General features: G+C 63.0%; 16 protein-coding genes, 1 tRNA gene, 1 pseudogene and 1 riboswitch. Of the genes and pseudogenes, 8 read left to right on the top strand and 10 right to left on the bottom strand.

Features of this window, described 5'->3' with window-relative positions; genetic code table 11:
- Positions 1-109: pseudogene (locus AAFO90_RS18640) on the top strand (IS5/IS1182 family transposase); the annotation flags it as partial.
- A gap of 51 nt (positions 110-160) precedes the next feature.
- On the opposite strand, the gene AAFO90_RS18635 reads toward AAFO90_RS18640, so the two are convergent.
- Positions 161-246, bottom strand: a tRNA-Leu gene (locus tag AAFO90_RS18635).
- A 335-nt stretch (positions 247-581) separates the two neighbouring features.
- On the opposite strand from AAFO90_RS18635, the gene AAFO90_RS18630 reads away from it, so the two are divergent.
- The 6 genes from AAFO90_RS18630 (at position 582) to AAFO90_RS18605 (ending at position 6,717) form a co-directional block, all read left to right on the top strand.
- Complete coding sequence (locus tag AAFO90_RS18630) at positions 582-1,352, top strand: LuxR C-terminal-related transcriptional regulator (RefSeq protein ID WP_347510338.1); 771 nt, start codon at positions 582-584, stop codon at positions 1,350-1,352.
- A gap of 118 nt (positions 1,353-1,470) precedes the next feature.
- Positions 1,471-2,532, top strand: a complete 1,062-nt coding sequence (locus AAFO90_RS18625; protein ID WP_347510337.1) for an ABC transporter ATP-binding protein — start codon at positions 1,471-1,473, stop codon at positions 2,530-2,532.
- Between the two features lie 11 nt (positions 2,533-2,543).
- The gene (locus AAFO90_RS18620) at positions 2,544-3,485 is read left to right on the top strand and encodes an ABC transporter permease (protein WP_274829588.1); all 942 of its coding nucleotides are present in this window, start codon (positions 2,544-2,546) and stop codon (positions 3,483-3,485) included.
- Between the two features lie 22 nt (positions 3,486-3,507).
- A complete protein-coding gene (locus tag AAFO90_RS18615; RefSeq protein ID WP_347510340.1) occupies positions 3,508-4,320 on the top strand; it encodes an ABC transporter permease in 813 nt (270 codons plus the stop codon).
- 49 nt (positions 4,321-4,369) lie between these two features.
- A complete protein-coding gene (locus AAFO90_RS18610) occupies positions 4,370-5,401 on the top strand; it encodes an extracellular solute-binding protein (RefSeq protein WP_274837411.1) in 1,032 nt (343 codons plus the stop codon).
- 92 nt (positions 5,402-5,493) lie between these two features.
- A complete protein-coding gene (locus AAFO90_RS18605) occupies positions 5,494-6,717 on the top strand; it encodes a serine hydrolase (protein ID WP_347510336.1) in 1,224 nt (407 codons plus the stop codon).
- A gap of 9 nt (positions 6,718-6,726) precedes the next feature.
- Here AAFO90_RS18605 and cobF read toward each other — a convergent pair whose 3' ends face one another.
- The 7 genes from cobF to cbiE all read right to left on the bottom strand — a co-directional run bounded on the left by cobF (position 6,727) and on the right by cbiE (position 13,006).
- Positions 6,727-7,488: a precorrin-6A synthase (deacetylating) gene (gene cobF / locus AAFO90_RS18600; protein ID WP_347510335.1), complete on the bottom strand. Its 762-nt coding sequence runs from the start codon at positions 7,486-7,488 to the stop codon at positions 6,727-6,729.
- Positions 7,489-7,565: 77 nt separating this feature from the next.
- Positions 7,566-8,243, bottom strand: a complete 678-nt coding sequence (locus AAFO90_RS18595) for an energy-coupling factor ABC transporter permease (RefSeq protein WP_065271157.1) — start codon at positions 8,241-8,243, stop codon at positions 7,566-7,568.
- Positions 8,244-8,300: 57 nt separating this feature from the next.
- A riboswitch (cobalamin riboswitch) is annotated at positions 8,301-8,517 on the bottom strand.
- 69 nt (positions 8,518-8,586) lie between these two features.
- Positions 8,587-9,318 (bottom strand): uroporphyrinogen-III C-methyltransferase, encoded by a 732-nt coding sequence (gene cobA, locus AAFO90_RS18590; protein WP_347510334.1) that lies wholly within the window; start codon positions 9,316-9,318, stop codon positions 8,587-8,589.
- A complete protein-coding gene (locus AAFO90_RS18585; RefSeq protein ID WP_347510333.1) occupies positions 9,315-10,649 on the bottom strand; it encodes a cobyrinate a,c-diamide synthase in 1,335 nt (444 codons plus the stop codon). Before AAFO90_RS18585 ends, cobA begins: the two co-directional genes overlap by 4 nt.
- Positions 10,642-11,436, bottom strand: a complete 795-nt coding sequence (gene cobM / locus AAFO90_RS18580; protein WP_347510332.1) for a precorrin-4 C(11)-methyltransferase — start codon at positions 11,434-11,436, stop codon at positions 10,642-10,644. Before cobM ends, AAFO90_RS18585 begins: the two co-directional genes overlap by 8 nt.
- A complete protein-coding gene (locus AAFO90_RS18575) occupies positions 11,433-11,810 on the bottom strand; it encodes a cobalamin biosynthesis protein (protein WP_347510331.1) in 378 nt (125 codons plus the stop codon). The genes cobM and AAFO90_RS18575 overlap by 4 nt, the downstream gene beginning before the upstream one ends.
- Positions 11,807-13,006 carry a precorrin-6y C5,15-methyltransferase (decarboxylating) subunit CbiE gene (cbiE, locus tag AAFO90_RS18570; RefSeq protein WP_347510330.1) on the bottom strand — a complete coding sequence of 400 codons (1,200 nt, stop codon included), beginning with the start codon at positions 13,004-13,006 and terminating at the stop codon, positions 11,807-11,809. The genes AAFO90_RS18575 and cbiE overlap by 4 nt, the downstream gene beginning before the upstream one ends.
- On the opposite strand from cbiE, the gene AAFO90_RS18565 reads away from it, so the two are divergent.
- Positions 13,005-13,766, top strand: coding sequence for a cobalt-precorrin-6A reductase (locus tag AAFO90_RS18565; protein ID WP_347510329.1), 762 nt, complete (start codon positions 13,005-13,007; stop codon positions 13,764-13,766). The two genes, cbiE and AAFO90_RS18565, sit on opposite strands and share 2 nt — an antisense overlap.
- Here the strand turns inward: AAFO90_RS18565 and cobJ are convergent.
- On the bottom strand, positions 13,742-14,506 hold the full coding sequence (gene cobJ, locus AAFO90_RS18560) for a precorrin-3B C(17)-methyltransferase (RefSeq protein WP_347510328.1): 765 nt from the start codon (positions 14,504-14,506) through the stop codon (positions 13,742-13,744). The genes AAFO90_RS18565 and cobJ overlap by 25 nt on opposite strands.
- Positions 14,503-15,219 (bottom strand): precorrin-2 C(20)-methyltransferase, encoded by a 717-nt coding sequence (gene cobI / locus AAFO90_RS18555; protein ID WP_347510327.1) that lies wholly within the window; start codon positions 15,217-15,219, stop codon positions 14,503-14,505. The genes cobJ and cobI overlap by 4 nt, the downstream gene beginning before the upstream one ends.
- Position 15,220 lies beyond the last annotated feature (1 nt).

The following is a 15,220-nucleotide window of genomic DNA, read 5'->3' as shown; positions in this document are numbered from 1 at the left end:
CTTCGCAAAGATCAAGGAATTCAGAGCCATAGCGACCCGCTACGAAAAGACAACGTCCAGCTACGCCGCCAATTGGCATCTCGCGGCTGCCATCATCGCCTCACGATGAATGTCCACAGACCCTAAATATTTGGCGTAACTTTTGCAAATTGCGGATTTTTGGTGCGGGCGGTGGGACTCGAACCCACACGGGCATACGCCCTTCAGATTTTAAGTCTGATATGTCTACCATTCCATCACGCCCGCATCCGGCGCCGAGTGTGAAGCGGGCTTTGGGGCCTGAACAGAGCGACCCCCAGACCAACCTCAAACAGCGCGTTTCAACACCATGTTTCGTATGCAGATTTTCACGCATGTACAAGCGTTTTTGGGACCGCATTGCGCACGGAAGTGCGCCGGAACGCGGCATCGATCTGTTTTTATGCGCGCATTCCCGGCACCGCACTGGCTGCGCCCGGTGCAGTGGCCGAAGGTCTCATCGTCAGTGTGGACGGGGCGCCCTATAACAGGGCAGACTGCTCCGGGAGTGGCTGTAAAACGCTGCCCGGATAAACCTGCCACAAAGAGCCAGATCGGTAGAGATGACCCAATCCGCAGCCACGTCCGATGAACTCGCCAGCGCGATCCGGTCCATCGGAACGCCGGATTTCCTGCCCGCGTTGTTGGATTTCATGCGCATAGCAACGCCGTTTCGCGGGGCCTTTGTCAGTCGGCTCAGCCCCAGCAGGCTGCCCGAACATATCTACGACAATGTGCGGCAGGAGCGGCGCTCGGTCGTGGTGGACCGCTGGCTGGACCGGGCCTGGCTGCTGGATCCCTTTGTGGTGAGTTACATCAGCGGCAAATATGATCCGGTCATGGTGCTGGATCAGGTGGCGCCGGATCGGTTTTCCCAGACCGATTATTTCAGCATCTATTACCGGTCCGTGCGGCTGAAGGACGAGATGGCGGTGTTCGTCACCCTGCCGGAGAGCACCTTGTTCCTCTCCCTCGGGCGGCTGACGGGGGAGATGCGGTTTTCCAAGCGGGATCTGGCACGGCTGCGCAATATACATCCGGTGATCTCGGCCTTGTGCGAGCAGCATTTTCACCGGCGTCCGCAGAGCAGCGGCGAGGCGTCGAGCGGCAGCGTCAGCCTTGAGAGCATGATCGAGCAGGTCTGCGAAGGATTGACCTGCCGCGAAATTGAGATCGTACAGCATCTGCTGCGCGGGCATTCCAGCCAGTCGATTGCGCTGTTGCTGGATCTGTCGCCCGCAACGGTGAAGGTGCACCGCAAGAACATCTACCGAAAATTGGGGATTTCCTCGCAATCCGCCTTGTTTTCGATCTTTCTGCAATCGGTGACCTGATGTGTGCCTACCCCTTTGGGGGTAGGGCCGACACCCCCTCCTGGAGGTATTTCCCCATTGCATTTGGGGCTTTAGTCTGACCGGACAGACTGCCAACAGGAACGTGCCGGAACAGATTATGATCAACGTGAGAGAAGTGACAAAACGGTTCGGCATCGGCGCCTCTGCTGTGACGGCGCTTGAAACCGTGTCGCTGGATGTGCCGGAGGGCAGCTTTTTCACCCTGTTGGGACCATCGGGCTGCGGCAAGACCACGCTGCTGCGGCTGATTGCCGGGTTTGAACTGCCCAGCGAAGGCGAGATCGCACTGGATGGGCAGGAGATCGGCCATCTGCCGCCGCACAAGCGTCCGGTGAACACCGTGTTCCAGAATTACGCCTTGTTTCCGCATATGACCGTGGCTCGCAATATCGGGTTCGGGTTGGAAATGCTGAACCGCCCGAAGGCGGAAATCGCTGCCACCATCGATGACATGCTGAATCTGGTGCAAATGGGCGAGTTCGCCGTACGCCGGGTGGACCAGCTGTCTGGCGGGCAGCAGCAGCGGGTGGCGCTGGCGCGCGCGCTCGCGCCGCGTCCCAAGGTGCTGCTGCTGGATGAGCCGCTGTCGGCGCTGGATCTGAAGCTGCGCAAGGGCATGCAAAGCGAGCTGAAGCGCCTGCAAAGCGAAACCGGTATCACCTTTGTTTTTGTCACCCATGATCAGGGCGAAGCGCTGGCGATGTCCGATCAGATCGCGGTCATGTCCGCAGGCCGCGTGCAGCAGGTGGGCACCCCGCAGCAGATCTACACCGCGCCGCAAAGCCGGTTCGTCGCGGATTTCATCGGCGACACCAATATCGTGGCGGCGGACCTCCTTGGCTATGACGGGGGGCAGGCGCGGATCAGCTTTTTCGGCGGGGAGCCTGTGCTTGCCAATGCGGCCAGCACCACCTTGTCGCCCGGCGTGGTTCACGTGGCGTTGCGCCCCGAAACCCTTACCGTTTGCGCCGCGTCCGATGTGGCGGCTGTGCTGCGCGGAACCGTGCTTGACAGCAGTTATTTCGGAGCCGGTTCGCAAATGCTGGTGCGGCTTCAGAACGGCACCGAGATTCAGGTGCAGGTGGCAGAGCCCAGCCCGGCGGGCAGCGAGATCGGGCTGATCCCGGAGACCTCCATGCTGCATGTGCTGGCAGACTGATGGGGCAGGGGATGCAACAAACTTCGCCCACGGCGCAGAATTTGCAGCAGGCCGTTGCGGCTCGTAGCCGGACAGTCCGGCGGGTTCGGTTGTTCCTGCTCTTGCCTGCGCTCGTGATCATCGGTGTGTTTGGTCTGGCGCCCCTGTCGATCGCGCTGGTCTATTCCTTGCTGGAGCCGGGTACCTATGGCGGCGTCGAATGGGTGTTCTCGACCGATGCCTATGTACAGTTCCTGTTCGAGCGCGACATTTTTGATGACACGCTGAGTTTCAACAGCGCCTATCTGCAGATCTTTGGCCGCTCTTTCGGGCTGGCGCTATGCGCGATGATCGGCACTTTGATCCTCGGCTTTCCGGTGGCTTATTTCATCGCGGCCCGCCCACCCGAACAGCGCAATCTCTGGCTTTTTGCCATTACCCTGCCGTTCTGGACCAACCTTCTGATCCGTACCTATTCCATGCTGCTGATCGTGCGCGACGAAGGGTTTTTGAACCTTGCGCTGATGAAACTGGGGCTGATCAGCGCGCCCATCGAGATGCTTTATACCGATGGGGCGGTCTTGGCCGGGCTGGTCTACAGCTATCTGCCCTTCATGATCCTGCCGATCTATGCCTCGCTGGAGAAGTTCGACTTTTCCCTGCTGGAGGCGGGACACGACCTTTATGCCTCCCGCGTGCAGGTGTTCCGCCATATCGTCATTCCGATCAGCCGCCCGGGTATTGTGGCCGGATGCGCGCTGGTGCTGATCCCCGCGCTGGGCGCCTATATCACGCCCGAGCTGTTGGGCGGTGGTAAGAAGCTGATGATCGGCAACCTGATTGCCATGCAGTTCGGATCCGGGCGCAACTGGCCCTTCGGTTCGGCGGCGGCGCTGATCCTGATGTCGGTAGTGCTGATCGCGCTTCTGGTATCGCTCCGGGCAGGCGCCGAGAAGGAGAAGGCCCATGGATGATCTGGCCCGCAAGAGGCTTGGCATGCCGTGGCGCAACAGCGAGACGCATGAGTTGCGGCGTCAGCCCCTGTTCACGGCGCTTTCATGGCTGGTTCTGCTGCTGCTTTATGCGCCGATCGCCGTGCTGGTCCTGTTCTCTTTCAACGACAACCGCTCGGTCGTCGTCTGGACCGAGGCGAGCCTCAAGTGGTACGCCAAGGCGCTGGAGAATGACGACATCCGCAACGCGGCCTGGATTTCGATCCGGGTGGCACTGACGGCCACCACCATCGCCACGGTCGTTGCAACGATGGCGGCGCTGGCGACAACGCGAGGCGGGAATTATCGCGGGCGCGCAGCGGCGATTGCGCTGATCAATCAGCCGCTGATGATCCCGGAAATCGTCACCGCCATTGCCACCCTGTCGTTCTTTTCGATCCTGCGGCAGCTGACAGGGATCACCGGGCTGGGCTGGCTCATCCTGGCGCATACGGTGTTCTGTATTCCCTTTGCCTTTATCCCGGTGCGCGCCCGTCTTGCCGATATGTCCGAAACCTTCGAGACCGCCGCCGCCGATCTTTATGCAACGCCCTGGCAGACCTTCCGCCATGTCACCCTGCCGCTGCTGATGCCGGGCATTCTGGCCGGTGCAATGCTGGCCTTCGTGGTCTCGCTGGATGACGTGATCATCACCCTGCTGATCGCCGGTCCCGGGGAAACCACCCTGCCGATCTACATCCTGGGCCAGATCCGGCGCGGCGTGACGCCCGAGGTCAACGCGGTCTCCACCATTCTGATCCTGCTGACCGTGGCCATGGTCGCGCTGACCTTCGCCCTGCAACGCAAACGAAAATAACCAGAAGCCCGCACCAGACGGGACCCACCAACCAACAAGAGGAAGATCCATGAAACTGACGATCCTTAAGGCGGGGCTTACCTCCGTCATCGCCCTCAGTGCGGCTGCAGCTAACGCTGAAGGCACGCTGAACATCTACAACTGGGGCAATTACACCAACCCCGAGATGATCGAGAAATTCGAAAAGCAGTATGACATCGAGGTCACGCTGGATGGCTATGACAGCAATGAGACCATGCTGGCCAAGGTCAAGGAAGGCGGCAGCGGGTACGACATCGTGGTCCCCGGCGACTATATGGTCGCCATCATGGTGGGCGAGGGGCTGCTGGCCGAAATTAACGCCTCCGAGATGGAGAACTTCAAGAACCTCGATCCGAACTGGGTCGATGTCTACTGGGATCCGGGCCGCAAATACTCAGTACCCTATCAGTGGGGTACCACCAGTTTTACCGTCGACAGTGCGGTCTACGGCGGTGACATCGACACGCTTGAGGTCGTGTTCAACCCGCCCGAAGAGCTGAAGGGCCGCATCAATATGCTCAACGACATGAACGATGTGATCAACGCCGGACTGCGCTATCTTGATTACCCGCGCTGCAATTCCGACCCCGCCCAGATGAAAGAGCTGCTGGCACTCTTGCTCAAGGCCAAGGAAGACTGGCGCACCATGGATTACGCGGTGATCGAAAAGCTGACCTCGAAGGATGTCGACCTGTCGCAAAGCTGGAACGGCGCCGCGATGCGCGCCCGCGCAGATCGCCCGACGCTGAAATACGCCTATCCTAAGGAAGGTTTCACCGGCTGGATGGACAACGTCGCGGTGCTGGCGGATGCCCCCAACATGGAGAACGCCAAGCTGTTCGTGAATTTCATGATGGAGCCTGAAAACGCGGCGATGACCTCCAACTTTGCCCGCTATGCCAACGGCGTCATCGGCTCCGAGGAATTCATGGACGCAGAAATGCTGGAGGCGCCGGAGATCGTGATGCCTGAAGGCGCCCCGGTGCCGGACTTCGTCAAACCCTGCGATCAGGATGTTGTGGCGATGTACAACAAGGTCTGGACCCGCCTGAAGCAGTAACTCAGCCAAACAGAAGGGTGGTGGCCCACGCGGCCATCACCGGAATTTTGACCGCAGTCCAGGCGCTGGGCTGCCATGCGGGAGCGTGCCCAATGCACCGGACAGCAGACAGTCTGAAGCCGAAAACGGCGCGGGAAATCGGCATCATGCAGGGTTTCCCACCGCCGCCGGAAAAACGGCCGACGCTGGAAAACTGGGATCTGGCGCCCTTCAATCGCTGGTCCTTCCAGAACATGCGGCGCCTGTTTCCCACGGCGGATGTGCGCAGCGGACCCGGCGCGGCTGTGCCGCTGCCAACGGCGCTGCAGGATCTGTCAGAGGTCTGTTTTGCCACCAGCGAAGGCAGCCGCCAGTCGGTCGGCGATTGGCTGTGGCAAAGCTACACCGACGGGTTTCTGGTGCTGAAAAGCGGCGCCATCGTCAGCGAGTTCTACGCCAATGATTTTCACGCCGAGGCGGCGCATCTGGGGCAGTCGGTCTCCAAATCCGTGATCGGCATCCTCGCCGGGATCCTGCATGGTGAGGGGCTTCTGGATCTGGCTGCCCCTCTGGAGGAGATCGTGCCGGAACTGGCAGGCACCGGCTATGCAGGCTGTACAGTGGATCAGGCGCTGGACATGCTGTCCGGTGCGCGGTTCTCTGAGGACTACGGGCTGCCGGGCAGCGACATGACCCGGGTCGATATCGCCTCGGGCTGGCGCCCGGTACGGGACGGGGAGATCAAGCCGACCATACGCGATGTGATCCTCTCCCTGCCGCAGGAACGGGCGCATGGGCTGAGCTTTTCCTACCGTTCGATTGAAACCGATGTCATCGCCTGGGCGCTGGAACGGGTCAGCGGTACGGATCTGTCCGTGCTCCTGTCCGATCGGATCTGGCGCAGGCTTGGCTGCGAACAGGATGGGTTCTTTACTGTGGATGATGCGGGCACCGCGCTGGCCGATGGCGGTTTCAACGCGAGCCTGCGGGACTATGCCCGGTTCGGACACATGGTGCTGAATGGCGGCCGGGCCCACGGTCACCAGATCGTACCCGAAGCTTGGATTGATGGCATTTGCGCGGGCGCGGACCCCTCAAAATTCGGCGCGCCCTATGACGTGCTGTCACCGCAAGGCGCCTATCGGCGGTTCTGGTGGGTGCACGACCCCCGGCGCGGCGTGTTCATGGCCCGGGGCGTGTTCGGGCAGCTGATCTTTATCGACCGCAGCGCCGATGTGGTGATCGTGAAACTGTCGAGCTGGCCTGACTATCTGATTCCGGCCTTTGGGCTGGATGCCGTGCAGGCCTGTGAGGGTATCGTCAGCGCGCTGAAATAGGGCAGTTGATCAGGCCCGCGCGGGGCGGCGCAGGATGTAGATATCCATGATCCAGCCATGCTCCGCGCGCGCTTTGGCACGGGTCTCGATGATCTCATCCGCAGTTTCGCGCAGCGCGCCGGAGATGGAGATTTCATTCTCCATTCCGGCATAGGCGGACCACCAGATCTGAACGCCTTCGGGGGCTATGGACTGAAAACTGCAGTCGCCGTCCAGCATGATGACAAGCGTATCGGCACTGTCTGGCCAGCCCGTCTCACGCAGCTGGCGGCCAGTGGTGATGGTGACGGGAGCGCCGATCTCATTGAGGGGGATGGCATGGCTGGCCGTCAGCGCCTGGATCGAGGTGATGCCGGGAATGACGCGCAGGGAAACCTCGGTCCGGGCCTGCAGCCGCGCGGCGATGCGCATGGTGCTGTCGTAAAGGGATGGATCGCCCCAGACCAGAAAGCCGACCTTGCCGCCCCGGGGCAGGTGCTGATCGATGGTCTCTTGCCAGACCTCGGCAATGGCATCGTGCCAGTCGTCCACCCGCTGCCGGTAGCTTGGTGTCGCGGGATCGCGTTGTGGCAGGTCGAATTCGACGATCTCTGGCCCCGGCGATTTGATCATCCGGTTGCAGATGTCGCGGCGCAGACCGGCCAGATCGTCCTTGCCGGCGCCCTTGTTGGGGATGAGGATTAGATCCAGCCCGTTCAGGGCTTCGACCGCCTGCAGGGTCAGATGCTGGGGATTGCCGGTGCCAATGCCAACAAGGGTGAGATCAATCATGTCAGGCGCCTTTGGAAAAGAAACACGGCCCCGAAACGGGGCCGCGCTATGTGAAACTTCAGATGTCGGCGAAAGGCTTACGCAGCCGCATAAAGGCGGGGCGTGACCAGACCGCTGCGCTCAAGTCCGCGCAGGCTTTTGGCGGCGGCCAGAACGGCCAGATCGGCCAGCGGTTCGATCAGGATGACGGTCATGTAAGCTGCACCAAAGGTAAAGACCGAAGCCATGGTTTCGGCGCCAATGCCCTGACCGTAGAAGGCCCAGAAAGCGACCCAGCCGACAACGCCTGCCTGATAGGCGGTCGACAGCGCCAGCGCCTGAGAATACTTCAGATCAACATAGGCAGTGTTCGGAGCGATGATCCGCTTGGCCAGTTCCTTCATCGCGAACAGCGGCACCAGGAGCGTGGTCAGGTTGATGAAATACTGCGGCAGATCGATCGGGGCAAAGAACACGCCCTGGATCAGAAGTCCCATCGCCAGACCGAAGGCAGCAGGTGCAGCGCCCAGCAGCAGGAACAGGGTCGAGCCGAGGATGAAGTGAACCTCGGAAACGCCCACAGGGAAATGCGGCAGCACTTCGAAGAAGGTGAAGACGCCGACAGTCGCAATGGCCGAACGCGCCGCAAAGGATGCGATGCCGGAGGCGGCCAGATCTTCCATCGTCTTTTTCGCAGCAAAGCCCATGGCGCCAGCGGCGGTGGCATAGGACAGGGCGATTTTGACGCCGTTTACGATTCCGGGTTCGATATGCATGTTCTGTCTCCTTGCCGCCTCACCCGGCGGCATTACATAGGTTATGGTTGGGCCATGCTGGCCACGTCTTCCAACGGCAGGTCTCCTGACTCGCGGGTCGATGCCGGTCCGAGGCCTTCCCAGTCCTGATAGGGACCAGTGGCTATGCCCGGTGGCTCTCCGCTCACAGTTGCGGGGGCAGTCACGGATTTGGCGCCTGATGGCTACACCTCACCGTGTTCCCTTTTCATCCTTGGGTCTTGGACCCGTCGGAACCTTTGGTCTTTCAGAGATGACACAGCGCTTACAAAGCTGTCAACGAGTCTGGCGCGTCATCTGTGTTTCAATTGCGGCATATGGGCGATCAGCGGGGCAGGTCCTCATCGGCCAGGGGACCATAGAGGATCAGCACCGGCGCCTTGGTCTCCATCGCGCGCAGAACCTCGGGGAGTTCCCTGACCGTGTGGCAGGAGAGCGATTGATCCGGCGTCGAAACCCCCAGCGCAATCAACGCGTGCGTCTCGGGCGGCAGCCCGGCCTCCAGCAGCCGTTCGGCGAGCGCTGCAAAGGTGCGTTTCCCCATGTAGACAACAGTCGTGGCTTCGGGATCGGCGAGGGCGGCCATATTCAGCCCTTCGGGCAGGCCGCCGGTCACGTCATGGCCGGTGATGAACTGCAGCCGCCGCGCGGTCAGGCGCCGCGTCAGCGGGATATTGGCGGCCGCAGCAGCTGCCGAGGCCGCGGTGACGCCGGGCACGATCTCGAACCCGATGCCTGCCTGCCGCAGCGCGGAGATTTCCTCTTCCAGACGGCCAAAGACGCCGGAATCCCCGGATTTCAGCCGCACCACATGGGCCCCGGTCGCGGCGTATTCGACCAAGAGCTGGCTGACGTGATCCTGCCGGGGGGAGGGGCGGCCTGCGCGTTTACCCACCCCGACCAGATCGGCGTCCGTGCGGGCATGGGTTAGGATCGGCCCCGAGGACAGATCGTCGAACAGCACCGCATCGGCTGCCCCCAGCCGTTTCACAGCCTTGACGGTCAACAGTTCAGGGTCGCCGGGGCCGGAGGAGACGAAACTGACAAAACCGCTCATGATTGCTCTCCGGTGATCAGGTGGAAGAAGGTGCCGGTCACATGGCCGCGTATCGAGCCGGTTTCCGGCACCGGGTTGCCGTCTGCGTCCATCACCCGGGCCAGCGGGGCGTCCGGTTCATCCAGAATAGTCGAATAGTGGAACTCATGCCCGCGCAAGGCGCCGCCTGCGGCAAATCCCGGCATCGCCGCCTGCAGCACGGCGCGGCGGTAGCCGAGGTGGAATTTCCGCTTTTCATATGAGGTAACAAGCCCAAGAAGCCCGGCCATCCGGTGACGGTTGCCGTCCTTGTCGATCAGGGCTTCACCAAGGGCCATGTATCCGCCGCACTCGCCATGAACGGGGCGGGTCTCGGCGTGTTTGCACAAAGCCGCGCGGAAGGTTTCGGCCGCCGCCAGCCTACCGCCGTGCAGTTCGGGGTATCCACCGGGGAGCCAGATCAGATCGGCATCCGGGGCCGGGGCTTCATCGGCGAGAGGGGAGAAGGGAATGATCTCGGCCCCTGCTGCCCGCCAGCCTTCCAGAAGATGCGGGTAGGTGAAGGAAAACGCCGCATCCCGCGCCAGTGCGATGCGCTGGGCAGGCGGATTCGGCAGAGTTTCTGAAGCGGGCGCCGCCCCGGCGCGGGCGGCGGATTTGATCGCCTCCAGATCCACGTTTTCACGCAGGAAGGCGGCATAGCCCGCGATCGCGGCTTCCAGATCCGGGTGTTCGACCGCCTGAATGAGGCCAAGGTGGCGTTCGGGCAGGGTCAGGTCGCCACGACGGGGCAGGGAGCCAAGCACGGGAATGCCCGCACGCTCCATCCCGAGGCGGGTCAGCCTTTCGTGACGCGGGCTGGCGACCCGGTTCAGGATCACACCGGCAAAGGGCAGCTCAGGATCATAGGCGCGAAACCCCAGCGCGGTGGCTGCTGCCGATTGCGCCTGACCGCCTACATCCACGACCAGCACCACCGGCCAGCCCATGCGTTTTGCGGTTTCCGCCGAAGAGCCAAAGCCGCTTTGGCCGCGCGTGGCAACGCCATCATAAAGCCCCATGGAGCCTTCCCCGATGCAGATCTGCGCGCCGTTTGCCTGCTCCGCAACCGCATCCAGAAGGCCGCCATCCATCGCCCAGGTGTCCAGGTTGAAAGAGGCCCGCCCCGCTGCGGCCAGATGAAAGGCCGGATCGATATAATCCGGTCCGCTTTTGAAGGGCTGCACGGCAAGATCATCCTCGGCCAGTGCGCGCAACAGGCCCAGCATCACAGTGGTCTTGCCCGTGCCCGAGGCGGGTGCCGAAATCATCAAACCCGGCGGAAAGGATCCGGTCTTGCCCGTTTCAGTCATCGCCTTCGTTCCAATCCGCCCATTGGCTGTCGGCGCTTTGCGGGCGGTAACGCCGGTCATAGTCCTGCGCGTAAAGGCAGCTTTCGTCGAAGTGCTCGGCGCCAAGGGTACGGCCCACGAGGATCAGTGCAGTGCGGCCCCGCGCGCCTTCGGTGGCGTCGATCAACGTTCCAAGGGTGGCCTTGATGATCTTCTGATCCGGCCATGTGGCGCGCCAGACCACGGCGACGGGGCAATCGTCGCCATAGGCCGGAGAGAGCCGCGCCACCACATCGTCCAGCACATGCACCGACAAGTGAATGGCCAGCGTCGCGCCGGTGCGGGCGAAATTCTCCAGCGTTTCGCCCGCAGGCATCGAGGAGGCCCGCCCCGAGGTGCGCGTCAGCACCAGCGATTGCGCAACGCCCGGCAGCGTCAGCTCGGCGCCAAGCGCAGCGGCGCCTGCGGCAAAGGCGGGCACGCCGGGGGTTACGTCATAGGGAATACCCAGATCGCGCAGACGGCGCAGTTGCTCGCCCATGGCGGACCAGACCGAGAGGTCGCCGGAGTGCAGCCGCGCCACGTCCTGTCCGGCTTTATGCGCAGCCTCGATTTCGGCAATGATCTCATCCAGCGACAGGGAGGCCGTGTTGACGATCCGCGCGCCCTCCGGGCAGTGCTGTAGCAGCGCCTCGGGCACCAGCGAGCCGGCATAGAGGCAGACGGGGCAGGCGGCGATCAGGTCGCGGCCACGCAGGGTGATCAGGTCGGCAGCACCGGGTCCGGCGCCAATGAAGTGAACGGTCATGAGGTCAGTCTTTCTGCAATGGCCGCAGTGGCAAGGCCATCTGCGGTGACAACGCGGGGAACGAGAAGGCGGGCGGTTGCTGTGGTGCGGCCCTGGCATGCGCCGCAGAGGGCAGCAGCTTCGGCCAGCGATCCGGTTGCGAACCGGGTTTTGATACGGGGCGACATGGTTGGCGTTTCGAGGCCCGCAATCGCCTCTTCCGACAGGGCGATCATCGGCAGGTTCAACTCGGCGGCAAGGGCTTGAAAGGCGGGGCTTTCCACCTTTGCTGCGAGTGAGGCGAGCGCATCGGGCTGATGCCCGGTCAGCGCCAGGGCGGCGCGCAGGTCGGCAACGGTCGCCGCTTTGCGAAATCCCAGACCCGCGACCTTCATCGCGTGACGCTCCACTGGATGACAGGACGCGCGCGGTCCCAGCCGCGCATGGAGCCAAGCGGCCCGGCTTCGGCCAGTTCCACCTTCATCAGATGCCCGCCGCGTGTGGCATGGGCCTGCATCAGCAGGGTCTCGGTCTCTAGTGTCACGCCATTGGCGACGATCCGAGTGCCCTCGGGCAACACTTGCCACAGATGATCCAGCAACGCCTGTGAGCCACCGCCGCCGATGAAAATGCAATCGGGTCTTTTCTGTCCATCCAACACATCCGGCGCGCGGCCCAGAACCGGTTTCATGCGGTGTTCAATCCCGAACCGTTCGGCATTGGCTCGGATATTGATGAGGCGGTCTTCCCGCGGCTCAAACGTGATCGCCCGGTTGCACGGCGCGGCAAGGCACCATTCCACCGAGACAGATCCGGAGCCGCCACCGATGTCCCAGAGCAGCTCTCCGGCTCGCGGTGCGAGTGCCGAAAGGGTCATGGCGCGGATAGGGCGTTTGGTGATCTGCCCGTCGCTTTGGAACAGATCCTCGGGCAAGCCGCTGGCGCGGGGCAGGCCCGTGCTGCCCGCCACCTGAAGCGCGGCCACCACGGGGGCGGCGATGCCGGTCAGGTCAAAGTTATCTGCGCGACTGCTGTGCACTTGGGCGCGGGGCCCGCCCAGTGCCTCCATCACCTTCAGCGTTGTTGGGCCGAATCCCTGCGTGGTCAGCCAATCGGCCAGCGCGGCGGGGCTGTCGCCATCCCGCAGGGTGCAGATGATCCTGTTTCCGGCGGCCAGCACAGGGGTCAGCCGAGCGAAGGGGGCAGCATGAAGACCAAGGCAGAGTGTCTCCTCCAGTTTCCAACCCAAGGTATTCGCCGCCAGAGCAAAGCAGGAGGGGGCGGGGTGCGATACCCATTCATCCGGGCTGAGATGCGCCACCAGCGATCCACCCGCGCCGTGCCAGAAGGGATCGCCCGAGGCCAGCACCACGGCGCGTTGACCGCGCGCAGCGAGCACCGGATCGATGGAAAACGGAACCGGCCAAGGCTGGCCGCGATTACCTGCCTGCACCAGATCCAGATGGCGGGGGCCGCCAAAAATCACCTCGGCCTCGTCCAGCGCCTTCCGGCTTGCATTCGTCAGTCCTGCCGGTCCATCGTCGCCGAGGCCGACAATGGTCAGCCATTGTTTCACATGAGGATCAGACATGACGCGCATCCTGCTGCTTGGGGGCACTACCGAAGCTTCGCGCCTTGCCGAGGCATTGGCCGAGGCCGGGCTGGATGCGGTGTTTTCCTACGCAGGCCGCACGGCACGCCCCGTCACCCAGCCGCTGCCCCTGCGCGTCGGGGGCTTTGGCGGCATCGACGGGCTGGAGGCCTACCTGCGGGACGAAGGCGTGACCGATGTCGTAGACGCCACCCATCCTTTTGCCGCGCAGATGAGCAGCAATGCGGCGCAGGCCTGCGAACAGGTCGGTGTCCGGCTTTGTGCGCTGGAGCGCCCGCCTTGGCAGGCCGGTCCCGGGGATCACTGGGTCCATGTGGACGGATTGGGAGAGGCGGTCGCGGCGCTGCCGGATCAGGGCGCGCGGGTGTTTCTCGCGATCGGCAAGCAGAATATCGCGGCCTTTTCCGGCAAACCCGGAAACCACTATCTGCTGCGGCTGGTGGACCCGCCAGAGGCACCGCTGCCGCTGCCGGACACCAGCGTCGAAATCGCACGCGGACCATTCGATGTGGCGGGGGACCGGGCGCTGATGCAGGCCCATGGCATTACCCATGTTGTCTCCAAAAACGCGGGCGGGTCCGGCGCCGAGGCAAAACTGCAGGCGGCGCGCGACCTGGGGCTGCCGGTGATCATGATCGCCCGCCCGAAGGTGCCGCAGCGCCTGACACTTGCCTCTATCCCCGAGGTCATGGCGTGGCTGTCTGGCAGCGCGGATCACTTGGCCGAGCCTTCTGCGTAGCGGGGCGTGTAGACGTGGCGCCCGATGGCCCGGGTGTCGCGGTTGCCGACGATCACCATGGTGCGCATGTCCGCCATTTCCGGCCTCGCGTCTTTCAGGGCAACCGTTGTGATCTCCTGCGTCGGTTTGGTGACGTCGCGTGCAAAGCTGATCAGCGTGTCCTCTCCGCAGGCTGCGCGCAGGATCTCAAGCGCGCGGGCGAACTGGTGCGGGCGCGATTTGGAGCGCGGGTTGTAGAATGCCATGGCAAAGCCCGCTTCACCCGCTGCGCGCAGGCGAGTTTCGATCAGCGACCAGGGTTTGAGGTTGTCGGAAAGGTTGATCGCCGCGAAATCATGCCCCAAGGGCGCGCCGATCTGCGCGGCGGCAGCCAGCATGGCGGTAATGCCAGGCAAGACACGGATCTCAAGCTCCAACCAGTCCTTTGGCCCGGCCTCTAGCGCCTCGAACACGGCAGAGGCCATGGCAAAGACACCGGGATCGCCGGAGGAGACGACGACAACGCGGCGTCCCGCGGCGGCCATCTCCAGTGCATGGGTGGCGCGGTCCACCTCGACCCGGTTGTCCGAGGCATGCAGCACCAGCCCGTCGCGCGGCGCGATGCGTTTCACGTAAGGGATATAGCCGACGATATCTGTTGCAGCGTCGATGGCATCGCGCACCTCTTGCGTGACCAACGCCTCATCCCCGGGGCCAAGGCCCGCGACGACCAGCCATCCGGTTTCTGTCACTTGCGTCATGGGCGGCGCCCCTGTCCATGCACCAGCACGATCGAGAAATAGGGCACCTCGCCGCTCACCTCTGTCAGCTTTTGCACTGTCTGTGTCGGCATGGTACCGCGTTCCACCAGCCAAGCATCGTCGAGCTTGCCCGCCGCCTGCAGTGCGCGGCGCAGCTTGGGCAGGTTGCGGCCAATTTTCATCACCACCAACGCGTCGGTTCCGCGTGCGCGCTCGGTCAGCTCTTCCTCGTTGAGCGTGGCCATGGCGACGGTCAGCACGTCATCGCCCCAGGTTATCGGCTGATCGGTGGCGGTCCAGCAGCCGGACATGCCGGTGATGCCGGGGATGATGTCCACCTCGGCGCGGGCTTGAAGGCGGCTGTGCAGATGCATGAAGGAGCCATAGAGGAAAGGATCGCCTTCGCAGAGGACAACGACGTCGTCGGTCCGGGCGATCTCTTCCAGACGGTTGGCCCATTGATCGTAGAATTCCGACAGCAGGCGATTGTATTCGGGATCTGAGAAATGGATCTCCGTTGTCACCGGGTATTCCATCGCATGTTCCTGCACCGTGTCGGGCAATAGATGTTCCACGATGGCGCGGGCCTGCCCCTTGCGGCCTGCCTTGCGGAAATAGGCGATGTGGCGCGCGCCGGTGATGGCGCGGTGCGACTTAACACTCATCAGGTCCGGATCGCCGGGGCCGAGGCCTGCACAGATAACTTTGCCCATG

The organism is Phaeobacter sp. CAU 1743 (assembly GCF_039839315.1).
GTDB lineage: Bacteria > Pseudomonadota > Alphaproteobacteria > Rhodobacterales > Rhodobacteraceae > Phycobacter > Phycobacter gallaeciensis_A.
Note: the sequence above shows the minus strand (reverse complement) of the source record. Positions and strands in the feature narration are given on the sequence as shown.